At 68.8% G+C, this 14851-nt stretch carries 11 protein-coding genes; 7 read left to right on the top strand and 4 right to left on the bottom strand.

Annotated features, from left to right (window positions below):
* The first annotated feature begins 86 nt into the window (after positions 1–86).
* Genes AC1DY7_RS25000 through AC1DY7_RS24985 form a run of 4 tightly spaced genes read left to right on the top strand, consistent with a single transcriptional unit; the run spans position 87 to position 5491 of the window.
* Positions 87–1064, top strand: coding sequence for an ABC transporter permease (locus AC1DY7_RS25000; RefSeq protein ID WP_477496433.1), 978 nt, complete (start codon positions 87–89; stop codon positions 1062–1064).
* A complete protein-coding gene (locus AC1DY7_RS24995; RefSeq protein WP_477496432.1) occupies positions 1061–1978 on the top strand; it encodes an ABC transporter permease in 918 nt (305 codons plus the stop codon). Before AC1DY7_RS25000 ends, AC1DY7_RS24995 begins: the two co-directional genes overlap by 4 nt.
* On the top strand, positions 1975–3825 hold the full coding sequence (locus AC1DY7_RS24990; protein ID WP_477496431.1) for a dipeptide ABC transporter ATP-binding protein: 1851 nt from the start codon (positions 1975–1977) through the stop codon (positions 3823–3825). Before AC1DY7_RS24995 ends, AC1DY7_RS24990 begins: the two co-directional genes overlap by 4 nt.
* On the top strand, positions 3812–5491 hold the full coding sequence (locus AC1DY7_RS24985) for an ABC transporter family substrate-binding protein (protein WP_477496430.1): 1680 nt from the start codon (positions 3812–3814) through the stop codon (positions 5489–5491). The genes AC1DY7_RS24990 and AC1DY7_RS24985 overlap by 14 nt, the downstream gene beginning before the upstream one ends.
* Here AC1DY7_RS24985 and AC1DY7_RS24980 read toward each other — a convergent pair.
* Positions 5478–6719 carry an alpha/beta fold hydrolase gene (locus tag AC1DY7_RS24980; protein ID WP_477496429.1) on the bottom strand — a complete coding sequence of 414 codons (1242 nt, stop codon included), beginning with the start codon at positions 6717–6719 and terminating at the stop codon, positions 5478–5480. The two genes, AC1DY7_RS24985 and AC1DY7_RS24980, sit on opposite strands and share 14 nt — an antisense overlap.
* A gap of 90 nt (positions 6720–6809) precedes the next feature.
* Here AC1DY7_RS24980 and AC1DY7_RS24975 point away from each other — a divergent pair, with 90 nt between their 5' ends.
* Both AC1DY7_RS24975 and AC1DY7_RS24970 read left to right on the top strand, forming a co-directional pair.
* On the top strand, positions 6810–8012 hold the full coding sequence (locus AC1DY7_RS24975) for an acyl-CoA dehydrogenase family protein (RefSeq protein WP_477496428.1): 1203 nt from the start codon (positions 6810–6812) through the stop codon (positions 8010–8012).
* A gap of 74 nt (positions 8013–8086) precedes the next feature.
* Entirely contained in the window at positions 8087–9436 is a 1350-nt protein-coding gene (locus AC1DY7_RS24970) for an LLM class flavin-dependent oxidoreductase (RefSeq protein ID WP_477496427.1), read from the top strand.
* Here AC1DY7_RS24970 and AC1DY7_RS24965 read toward each other — a convergent pair.
* Positions 9398–10297: a LysR family transcriptional regulator gene (locus tag AC1DY7_RS24965; RefSeq protein WP_477496426.1), complete on the bottom strand. Its 900-nt coding sequence runs from the start codon at positions 10295–10297 to the stop codon at positions 9398–9400. The two genes, AC1DY7_RS24970 and AC1DY7_RS24965, sit on opposite strands and share 39 nt — an antisense overlap.
* 67 nt (positions 10298–10364) lie before the next feature.
* Between AC1DY7_RS24965 and AC1DY7_RS24960 the strand changes: the two genes are divergently transcribed.
* The gene (locus tag AC1DY7_RS24960) at positions 10365–11054 is read left to right on the top strand and encodes an O-methyltransferase (RefSeq protein WP_477496425.1); all 690 of its coding nucleotides are present in this window, start codon (positions 10365–10367) and stop codon (positions 11052–11054) included.
* Between the two features lie 2 nt (positions 11055–11056).
* Here AC1DY7_RS24960 and AC1DY7_RS24955 read toward each other — a convergent pair whose 3' ends face one another.
* Together AC1DY7_RS24955 and AC1DY7_RS24950 are read right to left on the bottom strand one after the other, a co-directional pair.
* A complete protein-coding gene (locus AC1DY7_RS24955) occupies positions 11057–13666 on the bottom strand; it encodes an AAA family ATPase (protein WP_477496424.1) in 2610 nt (869 codons plus the stop codon).
* Positions 13663–14820: a metallophosphoesterase family protein gene (locus AC1DY7_RS24950; protein WP_477496423.1), complete on the bottom strand. Its 1158-nt coding sequence runs from the start codon at positions 14818–14820 to the stop codon at positions 13663–13665. Before AC1DY7_RS24950 ends, AC1DY7_RS24955 begins: the two co-directional genes overlap by 4 nt.
* Positions 14821–14851: the final 31 nt, after the last annotated feature.

The raw sequence follows: 14851 nt of genomic DNA, 5'->3' as shown, positions 1-14851 counted from the left end.
AGAAGGCTGACGCGCGCATGTCAATTCGCCGGTAACGGGCTTGTGACTCGGTCATCTCCTACCCTGTGCCTCATGCAGGAGGTTCGATGACGCGGTTCCTCGCGCGACGATTGGTCAACTACATCGTGTTGCTTCTGCTGGCGTCGTTCCTGGCGTTCACGCTGGCGTCGCTGACGTTCAGCCCGCTGGAGAGCCTGCAGCAGCGCAACCCCCGGCCCCCGCAGGCGGTGATCGACGCCAAGGCCACCGAGTTGCACCTCGACCAGCCGATCCCGCAGCGGTATGCCACCTGGCTCGCGGGCACCGTGCACGGCGACTTCGGCAAGACCGTCACCGGCCAGCCGGTGAGTGACGAACTGGGGCGCCGGGTCGGGGTCAGCCTGCGACTGGTGGTCATCGGCTCGGTCGTCGGCGCCGTCCTCGGGGTGGTGATCGGCGCCTGGGGGGCGATCCGCCAGTACCGGCTGTCGGACCGGGTGATCACCGCACTGTCGCTGCTGATCATCAGCACGCCCACCTTCGTCATCGCCAGCCTGCTGATTCTGGTTGCGCTGCGGGTCAATTCGGTGCTGGGAGTGCAACTGTTCGAGTACACCGGCGAGACGTCGCCCGACGCGATCGGCGGCGGCTGGAACATCTTCGTCGACCGGATCCAGCACCTCGTGCTGCCGACGCTGACCCTGGCGCTGGGGTCGATCGCGGGGTTCAGCCGCTATCAGCGCAACGCGATGCTCGACGTGCTCGGGCAGGACTTCATCCGCACTGCGCGGGCCAAGGGCCTGACCCGGCGCCAAGCACTGGTCAAGCACGGGCTGCGGACCGCGCTGATCCCGATGGCCACCCTGTTCGCCTACGGCGTCGGCGGTCTGGTCACCGGCGCGGTGTTCGTCGAGAAGATCTTCGGCTGGCACGGTATGGGTGAATGGTTCATCCAGGGCCTGGCCGCCCAGGACACCAACATCATCGTCGCGATGACGGTCTTCTCGGGCGCGACGGTGCTGCTGGCCGGCGTGCTGTCCGACGTCATCCTGGCCGGCCTCGATCCCAGGGTGCGTGTCGCATGACCGATCCGACGTCGACCACCGCCAAATCCGGGCTGGATGTGCAGGCCTTCGCCTCCCGTCGCACCCTGGTGTGGCGCCGCTTCGTCCGCAACCGGCCCGCCGTGGCGGCGCTCGTGCTGCTCTGCTTCCTCTTCGTGGGCTGCTACGCGCTGCCCCCGCTGCTGCCGCACAGCTACACCGAACTGGACTACTACGCGCTGCAGACCCCACCCAGTCCCTCCCATTGGTTCGGCACCAACGCCCTGGGCCAGGACCTGCTGGCGCTCACGTTGCGGGGCATGCAGAAGTCGATGCTGATCGGCTTGTGCGTGGCGCTGATCTCGACGTTCATCGCCGCCGTCGTCGGATCGGTGGCGGGATATTTCGGCGGCTGGCGAGACCGGGCGCTGATGTGGGTCGTGGACCTGCTGCTGGTGGTGCCGAGCTTCCTGCTGATCGCGATCGCCACCAGGAACACCAACGGCTCGGGGGCGCTGTTCGCGCTGATCGTGCTGCTGGCGGTGTTCTCCTGGATGATCAGCTCACGGATGGTGCGTGGGCTCACCATGAGCCTGCGCGAACGCGAGTTCGTCACGGCGGCAAGGTATATGGGCGTCAGCAATACCCGCATCATCGCCCGGCACGTGCTGCCCAACGTGGCGTCGATCCTCATCATCGACACCACCCTCAACGTCGGCGTCGCGATCCTCGCCGAAACCGGGTTGAGCTTCCTCGGCTTCGGTGTGCGGGCGCCCGACGTCTCCCTGGGCACCCTGATCGCCGACGGCACCGCGTCGGCCACCACCTTCCCGTGGGTGTTCCTGTTCCCGGCGGGGGTGCTGATCCTGATCGTCATGTGCGCCAACCTCGCCGGGGACGCGTTGCGAGACGCGGTGGACCCCGGCTCGCGCCGGCTGCGGAGGCGAGCCAAATGAGTCTGCTCGAAGTGCGCGACCTGACCGTCGCCTTCCCCACCGACACCGAATGGGTGCCCGCCGTGCGCGGCGTGTCCTTCGACATCGCGCCACGCGAAGTCGTGGCACTGGTCGGGGAATCGGGTGCGGGCAAGTCGGCCAGTGCGATGGCCGTCGTCGGCCTGCTGCCCGAATACGCCGAAGTCGCAGGCTCGGTGCGCCTGCACGGCGACGAGCTGCTGACCCTGGACGACGACCACATGTCGAAGATCCGCGGCCGGTCCATCGGGACGGTCTTCCAGGATCCGATGTCGGCACTGACCCCCGTCTACACCGTCGGCGACCAGATCGCCGAGGCGCTGCGGATCCATCAGCCCGGCATCGATCGCGGGAAGGCCCGGGCCCGGGCGGTCGAACTCCTCGAACTGGTCGGCATCGCGAATCCCGGCCAGCGCGCCCGCGCGTTCCCGCATGAGCTGTCCGGCGGCGAACGTCAGCGCGTGGTGATCGCCATCGCAATCGCCAACGACCCCGACCTCATCATCTGTGACGAGCCCACCACCGCACTGGATGTCACGGTGCAGGCCCAGATCCTGGACCTGTTGCGCACCGCCCGCGATGTCACCGGTGCGGGCGTGCTGATCATCACCCATGACCTGGGCGTTGTCGCCGAGTTCGCCGACCGCGCCCTGGTCATGTATGCCGGCGCGGTGGTCGAAAGTGCCTCGGTGACAGAGTTTTACGAGAACCGGGCGATGCCCTACACCGCGGGCCTGCTCGGCTCGGTGCCACGACTGGACGCGCCGCGCGGTCAGCGGCTGGTACCGATCCCCGGCGCACCGCCCTCGATGGCCGCACTGCCGCCGGGGTGCCCGTTCGCGGCGCGCTGCCCCCTGGCCGCCGACGACTGCCGGGACGCCGAACCCGCACTGCTCGACGTCGGTCCCGGTCATCGGGCCGCTTGTATCCACACCGACCAGGTCATCGGGCGCACCGCAGCCGAGATCTACGGCGTCCGTACCGAACCCGAGGACACCGCGGTCTCCGACGAGCCGCCCGTGGTGCTGCGGGTACAGGCTCTGGTCAAGACGTATCCGTTGACCAAAGGTGGGATCCTGCGCCGCCAGGTGGGTGAGGTGCGCGCCGTCGACGGCATCAGCTTCGACCTGCGTGAGGGCCGTACGCTCGGCATCGTCGGCGAATCGGGGTCGGGCAAATCGACCACCCTGCACCAGATCCTGGAGCTGACGGCGCCGCAGTCGGGTTCCATCGAGGTGCTCGGCAACGACGTCGCGACGCTCGACCGCGGCACCCGGCGCCGGCTGCGCACCGACCTGCAGGTGGTGTTCCAGGATCCGGTGGCCTCCCTGGATCCACGCCTCCCGGTGTCCGATGTGCTGGCTGAACCATTGTCCGCCAATGGTTTCGACAAGAAGTCCATCGCCGCCCGGACGGTCGAACTACTCACCACCGTCGGGCTGCGGGCCGAGGACGCCGGTCGCTATCCGGCGGAGTTCTCCGGCGGGCAGAAACAGCGCATCGGCATCGCCCGCGCGTTGGCGCTGCAACCCAAGATCCTGGCGCTCGACGAGCCGGTGTCCGCGTTGGACGTATCCATCCAGGCCGGCATCATCAACCTGCTGCTGGACCTGCAACAGCAGTTCGGCCTGTCGTATCTGTTCGTCTCGCACGACCTGTCGGTGGTCAAACATCTTGCCCACGATGTGGTCGTCATGCACCGCGGTGTCGTCGTCGAACAAGGCCCCGCCGAAAGGGTGCTCACCGCACCGCAACACGCGTACACGCGGCGGTTACTGGCCGCGGTGCCGCAACCGGAGGATAAAGTCGGTCGCCATGAAGATCCGTAGCCTGACTTATGGGCTGGCTTCCCTAGCTTTCGCCTCGGCCCTCGTCGTGTCCGGCTGCTCCAGCAGCGACCAGAGCATCCCCGGGATCGGCGGTGACGCCACGGTGGGCACCACCAACGACCTGAATCCGCAGGACCCCAACACCCTGCAGCAGGGCGGCAATCTGCGGCTGGCGTTGGGCGCGATGCCCGCCAACTTCAACCCGCTGAGCATCGACAGCGAGGGCACCGGTGCGGCCATGCTGCGCGCCACCCTGCCGCGCGCCTACACCGTCGCGCCCGACGGTTCGACGACGGTGAATCCGGACTACTTCACCAGCATCGAACTCACCAGCGAGAACCCGCAGGTGGTCACCTACACCATCAATCCGAAGGCGGTGTGGACCGACGGGACACCGATCACCTGGGAGGACATCGCCTCGCAGATCCAGGCCACCAACGGCAAGGACAAGCGCTACCTGATCTCCAGCTCGGCCGGCCAGGACCGGGTGGCCTCGGTGACCCGCGGCGTCGACGATCGGCAGGCCGTCGTCACCTTCGGTGCGCACTTCACCGACTGGAAGGGCATGTTCGCGGGCAACACCACGCTGCAGCCCAAGAAGATGACCGAGAACCCGGATGTGTTCAACAAGGGTCAGATCGACAAGCCCGGCCCGTCGGCGGGACCGTTCATGATCTCCAGCGTCGACCGCACCGCCCAGCGCATCACGCTGGTCCGCAACCCGAAGTGGTGGGGCGCCACGCCCCGGCTGGACAACATCACCTACCTGGTGCTCGATGATGCGGCGCTGGTGCCCGCCCTGCAGAACAACACCATCGATGCCACCGGGATCAGCTCGCTGGACGAGTTGCAGATCGTGCGCAACACCCCGGGCATCGCGATCCGGCGTGCGCCGTCCCCGAGCTGGTATCACTTCACCTTCAACGGCGCGCCGGGATCCATCCTGGCCGACCCGGCACTGCGCGTTGCGGTGGCCAAGGGCATCGACCGGCAGGCCATCGCCAACATCACGCAGCGCGGCCTGGTGGACAATCCGACGCCGCTGAACAACCACATCTTCCTGGCCGGCCAGCAGGGTTACCAGGACAACAGCGCCGTGGCCGCCTTCGACCCGGAGAAGGCCAAGGCCGAACTGGATGCACTGGGCTGGAAGCTCAACGGTCAGTTCCGCGAGAAGGACGGCCGCCAACTGGCGATCCGCGACGTGTTCTACGACGCCAAGACCACCCGGCAGATCGCGCAGATCGCCCAGAACAGCCTGGCCCAGATCGGGGTCAACCTGCTCCTTGAGGCCAAGTCGGGCGACCGGTTCTTCACCGACTACATCACCGTGGGTAACTTCGACGTCGCCCAATTCGCGTGGATGGGAGAAGCCTTCACGCTGTGCTGCCTCAGCCAGATCTACACGACCAACGCCGAGAGCAACTTCGGCAAGATCAGCAGCCCCGAGATCGACGCCAAGGTGAATCAGGTCCTCGACGAGCTGGACGCGACCAAGGCCCGCGACCTGGCCAACGAGGCCGACAAACTGATCTGGGCCGAGGGCTTCAGCTTGCCGCTGTTCCAGGCACCCGGCAACGTCGCCGTCCGCAAAACTCTCGCCAACTTCGGCGCGGCCGGACTGGGCGATGTGAACTACACGGCCATCGGGTTCATGAAGTCCTGACGCCCCCGCCCCGGCGCGGTACCGCCGACTCGGCCATGGTCGCCGCGGTGAGTGCCGACATGGCAAGGCGCAGAGCAATTTTGGTGGGCAATGCGTCCAGCTCGGCGACGCGGTCAGGCAGGATGTCCGCCGCACCGGCGCGGACCGCGGCCACGATCGCCAGGGCGGCCTGCTCCCGGGTGTCGAGCAGGCTGTGCCCGGCATTGGGCAGCTCGACGAGGACCGCGCCGGGAATCAGATCCGCCACCCGGCGTGCCACCGCGGGCGGGGTGACGAGGTCGTGGCCACCGGAGACGACGACGGTCGGCCAGGTGAACCGCGGCATCTCGGCGGTCAGGTCGAACGGCTCATGCTCGAACGGCTGCCGGTCCGGGTTCTGTTCGGCGATACCGATCGACGGATCCAGGGGCAGGCCGTCGGGCACGCCGGCGAAGTTCAGTTCCCGGAAGGCGATCCGATTCACCAGATCCTCCTCGTGCCGGAACGGCGCGGCGTGGCGCGGGACGCGCCGCAGCAGGTGCAGCGCCGACCAGACCCAGGTCCGGCCGCTGGACAACAGGTCGATCTGCCTGCCCAGCAGCGAGGTGCCCCCGTACCCGTACAGCGCACCCGCGAGTTGGCCCGCGGAGTCGGTGAACACACCGTCGTCGAACAGCTTGCGCACCTTGGGCGCCAGATCGGCGGCCTGCGGATCGGCCCCGTCCAGCAGCAGGCCCCGGATCGCGGCCCGCATGTAGTCGATGTCCCCCGCCGACAACAGCGGTGAGTCGAGCACCAACTGCGCCACCCGGTGCGGATGACGCGCCCCGAAACCGGCGGCGAGGTAGGTGCCATAGGAGGTGCCGTAGATGATGGCCGACCCGACGCCGGCGTCGTCGAGCACGGCGGCGATATCGTCGACCACCGCCTCGACGGTGATGGCCTCCGGCGGTAGGTCCGCACCGGCGTCGTCATGGCGCGACAGGCCCACCCCGCGGTGCTCGACCATGATCACGTCCAACCCGGCGGCGGCGGCGTGCCTGCGCAGTCCCCGGTAGGCCGCCACCGAGGCCATTCCCGGTCCCCCGGGGATGATGACCAGCGGATGTGCCGACTTCAGTCCGCTGCGCACGTAGTACAGGTCGAATTCGCCGGGTCGTCCGGGCACGATCGGGCGCCGTATCGGGCGCACTCCGGGCAGCGCGGCGAGCTTGCCGTGGGCTCGACGGCGCTTGGCGGTCATGGTCATCGCCCCTCATTCTGCCCTGCCGCCGTTCTCAGGTTCTCGGTGAGCACAACCCGTGCGCACCGGTGGGCTGGCTCGGTACTACTGATCGGCATGACCACCGTGGAAAACACCTCCCGGATCCTGCCCGGATCGCCCGAATGGACCGAGCTGCTCAACCGCATCGGGTCGGGCGCCAAGGATCGAGACCTGAACGACGAGAACCCTTTTGATCAGGTCGCCGCTCTCAAGCGGGCCGGTTTCGGCACCCTTCGCCTGCCCTCAGAGCTGGGTGGGGCGGGATTGACTGTCCCGCAACTGTTCTCCGCCGTCATCGATGTCGCGCGCGCCGATCCGATTGTCGCCCATATCTTCCGGGCGCACTTCTGGTTCGTCGAGGAACGACTGCGCTCCGCCGATCACCGGTGGCTGGACAAGGTCGCCGCAGGCAAGACGTTCGGCAACGCCTTCAGCGAGAAGGGCACGCTGGCCGTGGGCAGCCTGGTCTTCAACACCCGGCTGCTGCCCGCCGCGGACGGTGGCTTCCGCCTGGACGGGGAGAAGTACTACAGCACGGGCACGTTGTTCTCTGACTTCCTGACCACGACCGCAACCACCGATCATGATTCGGTGGCCACGCTGGTGGTGCCCGCCGACCGGGCCGGGGTCAAGCTGGTCGACGACTGGGACGGCTTCGGGCAGCGCCGCACCGGCACCGGCACCACCACCTTCAGCGGTGTCGTCGTGGCCGCCGACGAGGTGCTCGCCGACACCCCGTACGACGCCGAGGCCGCACCCACCGTGCAGTACGCGTCGCTACAGCTCTACATCCACGCCATCGTCGCGGGCATCCTGGCCGCCGTCGTGGACGACGGCATCGCGCTGCTGCGGTCCCGGGACCGCAGCTTCAGCCATGCCCTGGCCGAGAAGCCCACCGAGGACCCGCTGCTGCAGCGTCAGCTCGGTGAGCTGGCCAGCACCGCCTACATCGCGCGGACCGCGGTGCTGGACGCGGCCGCCGCCATCGCCGCGGCCACCGACTCCGAGGTCGACGGGGTCCCCGATGCCGACCTGGCGGCGCAGGCTCAGCTCACGGCGGCCAAGGTCAAGGTGCACCTCGACGACGTGGCCCCGCTGGCCGCGTCCCGACTGCTGGAACTGGGCGGGGCCAGCGCGGCCAGCCGGGCCCGCAACCTCGACCGGCACTGGCGCAACATCCGCACCATCACCCTGCACAACCCCGTCGGCCTGAAGGCCCGCGCCATCGGGCAGAACCTGCTGCACGGCACACCCGTCCCCGCCAACGCCTACTTCTGAGTCATCTGCGATTTGTGCACGTTTTGTCACGCAGTGCGTGACAAAACGTGCACAAATCGCGGTGAAAGGTACACATGCCCAAGCAACTTCACCTCGGTGGCTTCCAGATCGCCTCGCAGGTCACCCACAGCCATGCCGCGTGGCGTCACCCCGGCAGCGACACCGACTTCACCGCCCCGGAGTACTACCACCGGATCGGGCGCATCCTGGAGCGCGGCAAGTTCGACTTCGTGTTCTTCGCCGACCTGCTGGCCGCCCCGGCCCAGTACGGCCGCGACATCACCGAGCCACTGCGCCGCGGAACCCAGGCCACCGCGACCCTGGACCCGTCCATCGTCGCGGCCAGCATCGGTGCGGTGACCTCCAAGCTCGGCGTGGCGATCACCAAGTCCGCCACCTTCTTCCACCCCTATGAGCTGGCGCGCATCTTCGCCAGCCTGGACCACATCACCCGCGGTCGGGTGGCATGGAACATCGTCACCTCACTGACCCAGAGCGAGGCCCAGAACTTCGGCCACGACGCTCACCTGGACCACGAGTTCCGGTATGAGCGGGCCGAGGAGTTCGTGCGGACCGCCGTCGAACTCTGGTCCAGCTGGGATCACGATGCGCTGGTTCTGGACAAGGAGACCGGGGTGTTCGCCGACCCCGAGAAGATCCGCCGGGTGGAGCACGACGGCCGGTTCTTCAAGTCTCGCGGTCCGCTCAACGTGCCACGTTCACCGCAGGGCCGGCCGGTGCTGATCCAGGCCGGGTCGTCGAACACCGGCCGCGATTTCGCCGCACGGTGGGCCGAGGCGATCTTCGAGATCGACCCGACGCCGGAGGGCCGGCGGGCCTACTACGACGACATCAAGTCGCGGGCAAGCAATTTCGGCCGCAACCCGGACGGTGTGCTGATCTTCCCGGCGTTCATCCCGTTCATCGGCGAGACCGAGTCGATCGCCCGCGAGAAGCAGGCGTTCCACAACGAGTTGGCCGACCCGATCTCCGGGCTGATCACCCTGAGCGTGCACACCGACCACGACTTCTCCCAGTACGACCTGGACGCGCCGGTGGAGGACGTGCAGGTGACCGGGACCCAGGGCCTGTTCGACACCGCGCGGCGGGTGGCCAACCGCGACAACCTGACCTTGCGCGATATCGGCAAGTGGTACGCCCAGGGGGTGCTGCTACCGCAGTACGTCGGGACCGCTTCGCAGGTGGCCGATCAGATCGAGGAGTCGTTCACCTCGGGCGAGGCCGACGGATTCATGGTGTCCGCGGCCCAGAGCCCGGGCACCTTGAACGATTTCGTCGACTACGTGGTCCCGGAGCTGCAGCGGCGCGGGCTGTTCCGCACCGAGTACGAAGGCGACACCCTGCGGGATCACCTCGGGCTCAACTCAATTACCGCCGACCGCGTCGCGCACGCGGTCGCGTAACCAGCGGTGTCCGCCGTCGGCGTCGTTGCGGGGATGCCACGCCATCGCCAACGACAGCGGCGGTAACGCCAGCGGGATCGAGAAGCTCACCAGCCCGAACGTGTCGAGGGCGTCAGCCCCGACTCGTTCGGGCAGCATGCCGACCAGATCGGTGCGCTGGATCAGCACCAGTCCACCGGCGGGGCTCGGCGCGCTCGCCACCACCCTGCGGGCCAGGCCGTGTTCGGCGAGCAGGTCGTCGACCGGTCCGTGCAGTCGGCCGCGGCGCGAGAACACCACGTGCTCGGCGGCGGCGAACCGGCGCGGGGTGACCCGTCCGCGGGTCAGCGGATGCCCGGACCGCACCACACCGACGAAACGGTCGTCGAGCAGATGCTCGACGACGATCTCGGGTTCGGTCGGGCGCACCTGGCCGATCTCGATATCGACCGTCCCGTCGCGCAGCGAATGCGTGTCCTCATGGCTCTCACCGACGAACCGCAGTGTGACACTTGGTGCTTCGCGGCGGATGGTAGTCAGTAGCCGGGCACCGATCTGACTGAACAGGCCGTCGCCGGACTGGATCGCGAACACCCGCGACAAGGTGGCCGGGTCCGGCGCATCGGGTGGGGTGAAGATCGTCCGAGCCTGGGTGACCAGAACATGCACCGGCGCCTGCAGGGCCAGCGCTCGGGGTGTCGGCACCATGACTCGGCCGGCTCGCACCAGCACCGGGTCGTCGAGGAGGCGGCGCAGCCTGGCCAGGGTGCGGCTCATCGCCGGGGCCGAGGTGTGCATGCGTTGCGCCGCACCGCCGACGCTGCGCTCCTGCAGCAGCGCATCCAGCGCGACCACCAGGTTCATGTCCAGATTCAATTCCATTCTGGATAACTATCCATGACCAAAGATGCACTGGAGTCAATCATGATTCGACCCTAGCGTCATGCCCATGACCACATCACTGAACTCCCCCTCCGTCGCCGCCGTGCTGCACCGACTGCTCAGCGCCGAACAGGCACACGACCCGGCGCAGTTCGCCGAGGTGGCGGCGCAATCTCCCGTCGGTTCTTCCGCCCCGGCCTTCCCGCTGGACCTCGACGCGGCGCAACGTGCCGAACTGTTCCGCGACGTCTACATGTCGGTGTCCGACGCCGGCGGGCAACTGCTGTATCTGCTGGCCCGCGCCACCGGCGCCCGCCACATCGTGGAATACGGCACGTCGTTCGGGGTGTCCACCCTGTACCTCGCCGGCGCCGTCCGCGACAACGGCGGTGGCACCGTCATCGCCACCGAGATGCAACGTGCCAAAGCCGCAGCAGCGCAACGCAACTTCACCGAAGCCGGGCTCGACGACGTGATCGAGTTGCGCACCGGCGATGCCCGGCAGACGCTGACCACGCTGCCCTTCGACGTCGATCTGCTACTCCTGGACGGCTGGCCCGACCTCGCCCTGGATGTGCTTGCGCTCGTGGAACCACGACTGCGTCCCGGCGCCCTGGTCCTGGTCGACGATGTCGAGATGGACTGGGGCAGTGACGTGCACGGCCCGCTGCTGAACCATCTGGACGAGTCGGGTCGCTATGTGTCGCTCACCCTGCCGGTCGGCGACGGGATCCGCGCAGCCGTGCACACCCCGTAGCGCTACGCCGTCAGTTCGATGACCCGCGAGTCGGCGATCCCGGCGTAACGGTCCGGATCGCAGGTCAGCACGATGACCTGACCGTCGCCGGCCACGGAATCGAACACCGCGGCCATCTTGGTCAGCCGGTCCGGGTCGCTGAAGCCCAGCGCGTCGTCGATGACCACGGGCACGGTGTCCTCCTTGGCGACCAGCGAGGCGCAGGCCAGCCTGGCCACGATGCCGATCTGCTCCTTGGCGCCGCCGGACAGGGATTCGTAGCCGACGGTGCGCCCGCCCACGGTGCGGCTGCAGATACGCAGCGAGCTGTCGATGTCGACCTCGAAATCGGCGCCGAACACCATCCGGCCCAGCCGCTCGATCTCACCGCGGAACGGCTCGATGTACCGTAGCCGCGCCGACTCGCGGTGCCGGGTCATCACCGACCGCAGCAGCTCTGCCGCGCGGGCGCGGCGCTCGATGCGCTCGAATTCCGAACGGGCATTCTCGCGTTCGGATTCGGCCGCATCGAGGGCACCCTTACGGCCCTCCGAGCCGTACAGCCGCAGGGCGGTCGCGATCTCGGCCAGCGCGGTGGTGGCGGCACTCCGGTCGCGCTGCGCCGCCTGGTTGGCGGCGAGAGCTTCGGCCAGCGCGGCGGTCACCGCGTCGGGGTGCGCGGCGGCGAGTTCCGCGTCCAGGGTTGCCACCGCGGCCGCCGCGGTGCGCGCCAGTTCGGCGTCGGCTTCGGCTCGCCGCCGCAACACGTCGTCGGGGGCGACGACGCGCTCACCGGCCAGTCGTTCGGTGGCCGCGCTGAGCTCGGCCTGCGCGGTGCCGAGCTTTTCGCGCAGCACGCTCGCCGCGACCGTCGCCTCGTTGAGCAGGGTCGCCAGCCCCGTGGCCACCGCGCGCTGGTCCGCGGCGTCACGGCCCGCCTGACGGGCCGCCTGCACCACGGCGTCGAGTTCGGCCCGCGCGGTCTCCAGATCCCCGTTGGGATGCGGAGCACCCTCGCTGAGGGCGCCATGCCGGATGCGTAACTGGTCTGCCGTCTCATCACCGGTGAGCGCATCGACCGTGGCGCACAACCGCTCCCGCACAGCGATGAGTTCGGCGCGCCGGGCGTGCAGCGCACGCGCGGTGGCCGCGTCAGCGGCACCGCACCGGTGCAGCACCTCGGCCAGATGCTGACGGGCCGCCTCGAGCACCGCGGCAGTGTCCACCGCGTCGGCGCCGGGCACCACCCGCGCCGACAGCACACCGGCAACCTCGATGTCCGTCGGTGCCGCGATCCCGGCGGACCACTGCTGCCCCGCGACGAGCACCATCATCTGCTGTCCGAAGCGCACCTCGACGTCCGCCTGCGCGACGAGTTCCACATGGGCCGAGGCGAGTTCGGCCCGATCGGCCGCGCGTTCCACGGCCCGCTCGGCTGTCTCCACCTCCCGCAACACGGCGTCGGTAATGGTGATGGACGCCAATTCGGTGCCGACGCGCGCCAGTTCACCGGTCGCCTCGTCGATACGTGTCAGCCGGCCGGCCAGCCGGGCCGCCTCGTCGCGGGCGGCCAGCGCGGCCACCACACCGCGCGCGGCCTCCACGTGGGCGCGCCCCGTCTCGGCGGCCGCCTCCCCCGTGATCGCTGCCTGTTCGGCGGCGGCATGCTCGTCACGCGCCGTCGCCTGCGCGCGCGCCGACTCGGCCGCCACCGAGATCAAATCCGCTGCCGCCATCGATCTTTCATCGATGTCACGACGCAGCCGGGCTCGTTCGGTGACGGCGGCCGCCGACCCGTCGCGCCTGGCGTCCGCCGCGGCGGCAACCAGGGCCGCCTTGTCCCGTTCCGCGGTCAGCCGTTCCACCGCAGCCGCCGCTTCCCGCGCGGCCACCGACCGCACCTCGGCGGCCTCGACCGCAGCGGCGAGTTCGGCGACAGTGGCGGTGAGCACGGCGTGGCGGTTCACCGCGTCGTCGACCTCCGCCACCGCGGCGGCCCGCGCGGCCACGTCCGCGTCGGCCTCCCGCAGTCGCTGGGTGGCCGCCAACCAGACGCCCGTCGGACGGCCGGTCTGGGTGAAGTAGGTGAGGTATTCGCTGTCGATGCGGTCGATCAGTAGCGGATCGGCATCGCCGGCGTCCTGCGCGGATCCGGCGGCCACGTCCAGCGCCCGGGACAGCGCGTCGCAGCCGGACAGGTCCACCGGCGCGGTCGCGGTCGCCTGCAGCACGCGCTGCGCCTGCCACAGCGCAGTGTCCACCGTCTCGTCGAGCATGGCCAGCACGCGTTCGTGCGCCTCGTCTCCGGTGAGCTGCTCACGGCGCGGCGACAGCACGGTCAGCTCCGTCTCCGCGCGCTTGTGAAACCGCTTGCGGTAGACGAAACGGTAAGAGCCTGTGGAGATTTCGGCGACGACTTCGGAACCCACGTCCGCGTGGGTGGGCTTGACCGCCTTGACTTCCTTCTTGGTGGACCGGTCCTTGGACATCAGCAACAGATCGAGCGCCTCGATCATCGAGGACTTGCCGATTTCGTTGGCGCCGCTGATCACCACCACACCGCGGTCGGGGAACTCGATCTCGCGGTGGGTCACCCCGCGGTAATTGGTCAGTGTCAGCCGGTGCAGTTTCATGCGACGTTGCCCTGCACCGTCGGGCCGGCCAGGCGCAGAAGCAACGCGAGCGCGGACCGGGCGTCGTCGGCGTCGGTGCCGTCGGTGCGCGCGGTGGTCATCAACTCTTGTACCGCGCCCGCGGCGAAACCACCGATGGACAGGTCGTCGAACTCACCGTCGGCGGGGATGACCGCGATGTCGGTGTGCCGTTCCCACAGCCGCAGCGAGGCGAACAGCCGCGCGTACCGGTCCAGGCACGCGTCCAGCTTGGCCTTGTCGGTGACCGTCACCGATCCGGTGAGCACCATCCGCACGACGGTGCGGTCCTTATCCGGCAGCTGGTCCAGATTGATGTCCAGACCGGCGATGTCGCGGTCGTCGTCCACCTCATGACGCAAGGTGATGAACCGCCACCGGCCGACGTGCCGGGCGGTGACCTGAACCTCGGTCGCATCGAGATCGACGACGAGCACGTGTCCCGGATCGGATTCCACGTCGTCATAGTTGGTGACCTCCGGAGACCCGGAGTACCAGATGCGACCCGTGTCGCCGATCTGGGTGCGGGAGTGCTTGTCCCCCAACGCGACATAGTGCACGGCACCACGGGCCAGGGCGTCGTTCAGGGCGGCCAGCCGGATCAGCGACGGCTTGGTGGGGTCCGGGTCCAGCGCGTCGACCCCGCCGTGCGCGACCAGTACGCGCACCGTGCCGTCGGCGGGCAGCGCCTGCAGCACCGCTGCGGCCAGATCGGTGGTCGGCGCCTTGGAACGCCAAGGGGCCGCGACGATCTCCAGCCCGGGCCGAACCTCGAAGACACCGTCGCGGTCGAGGACGGTGACATTGTCCGGGCGCTCGGCGAGGAACAGCGCGCTGGTGTACACCGACCCGGCATCAAGGGGATCGTGGTTGCCCGGCAGCAGGTAGACCGGAACTCCGATGGCGCGCATGGCCTCCAGCGATTTGCTGATCTCGGCAGGGGCGAGCTGGTTGTGCTCGAACACGTCGCCGGCCACCACCACGAATTCGGCCCCGGTCTCGGCGGCCAGTGCGCCCAGCCCCGCCACGGCCTCCCGGCGGGCCGCCGAATAGCGGTGCTGGGCGTCGGCGCCCGCGGCACTGAGGAAGTGCCGGGTCATACCGAGCTGCCAGTCGGCGGTGTGGATGAAACGCATGACGGGCAGTCTAAGTTCGACCCCTGACAAG

The organism is Mycobacterium sp. P2_H7 (assembly GCF_056403275.1).
This window is presented reverse-complemented; position numbering and strand designations above follow the sequence as displayed.

Bases quoted from the DNA above. Each gene is read 5' to 3' on its own strand.
- AC1DY7_RS25000 (WP_477496433.1), top strand. From the start codon at position 87: ATGACGCGGTTCCTCGCGCGACGATTGGTCAACTACATCGTGTTGCTT.
- AC1DY7_RS24995 (WP_477496432.1), top strand. From the start codon at position 1,061: ATGACCGATCCGACGTCGACCACCGCCAAATCCGGGCTGGATGTGCAG.
- AC1DY7_RS24990 (WP_477496431.1), top strand. From the start codon at position 1,975: ATGAGTCTGCTCGAAGTGCGCGACCTGACCGTCGCCTTCCCCACCGAC.
- AC1DY7_RS24985 (WP_477496430.1), top strand. From the start codon at position 3,812: ATGAAGATCCGTAGCCTGACTTATGGGCTGGCTTCCCTAGCTTTCGCC.
- AC1DY7_RS24980 (WP_477496429.1), bottom strand. From the start codon at position 6,719: ATGACCATGACCGCCAAGCGCCGTCGAGCCCACGGCAAGCTCGCCGCG.
- AC1DY7_RS24975 (WP_477496428.1), top strand. From the start codon at position 6,810: ATGACCACCGTGGAAAACACCTCCCGGATCCTGCCCGGATCGCCCGAA.
- AC1DY7_RS24970 (WP_477496427.1), top strand. From the start codon at position 8,087: ATGCCCAAGCAACTTCACCTCGGTGGCTTCCAGATCGCCTCGCAGGTC.
- AC1DY7_RS24965 (WP_477496426.1), bottom strand. From the start codon at position 10,297: ATGGAATTGAATCTGGACATGAACCTGGTGGTCGCGCTGGATGCGCTG.
- AC1DY7_RS24960 (WP_477496425.1), top strand. From the start codon at position 10,365: ATGACCACATCACTGAACTCCCCCTCCGTCGCCGCCGTGCTGCACCGA.
- AC1DY7_RS24955 (WP_477496424.1), bottom strand. From the start codon at position 13,666: ATGAAACTGCACCGGCTGACACTGACCAATTACCGCGGGGTGACCCAC.
- AC1DY7_RS24950 (WP_477496423.1), bottom strand. From the start codon at position 14,820: ATGCGTTTCATCCACACCGCCGACTGGCAGCTCGGTATGACCCGGCAC.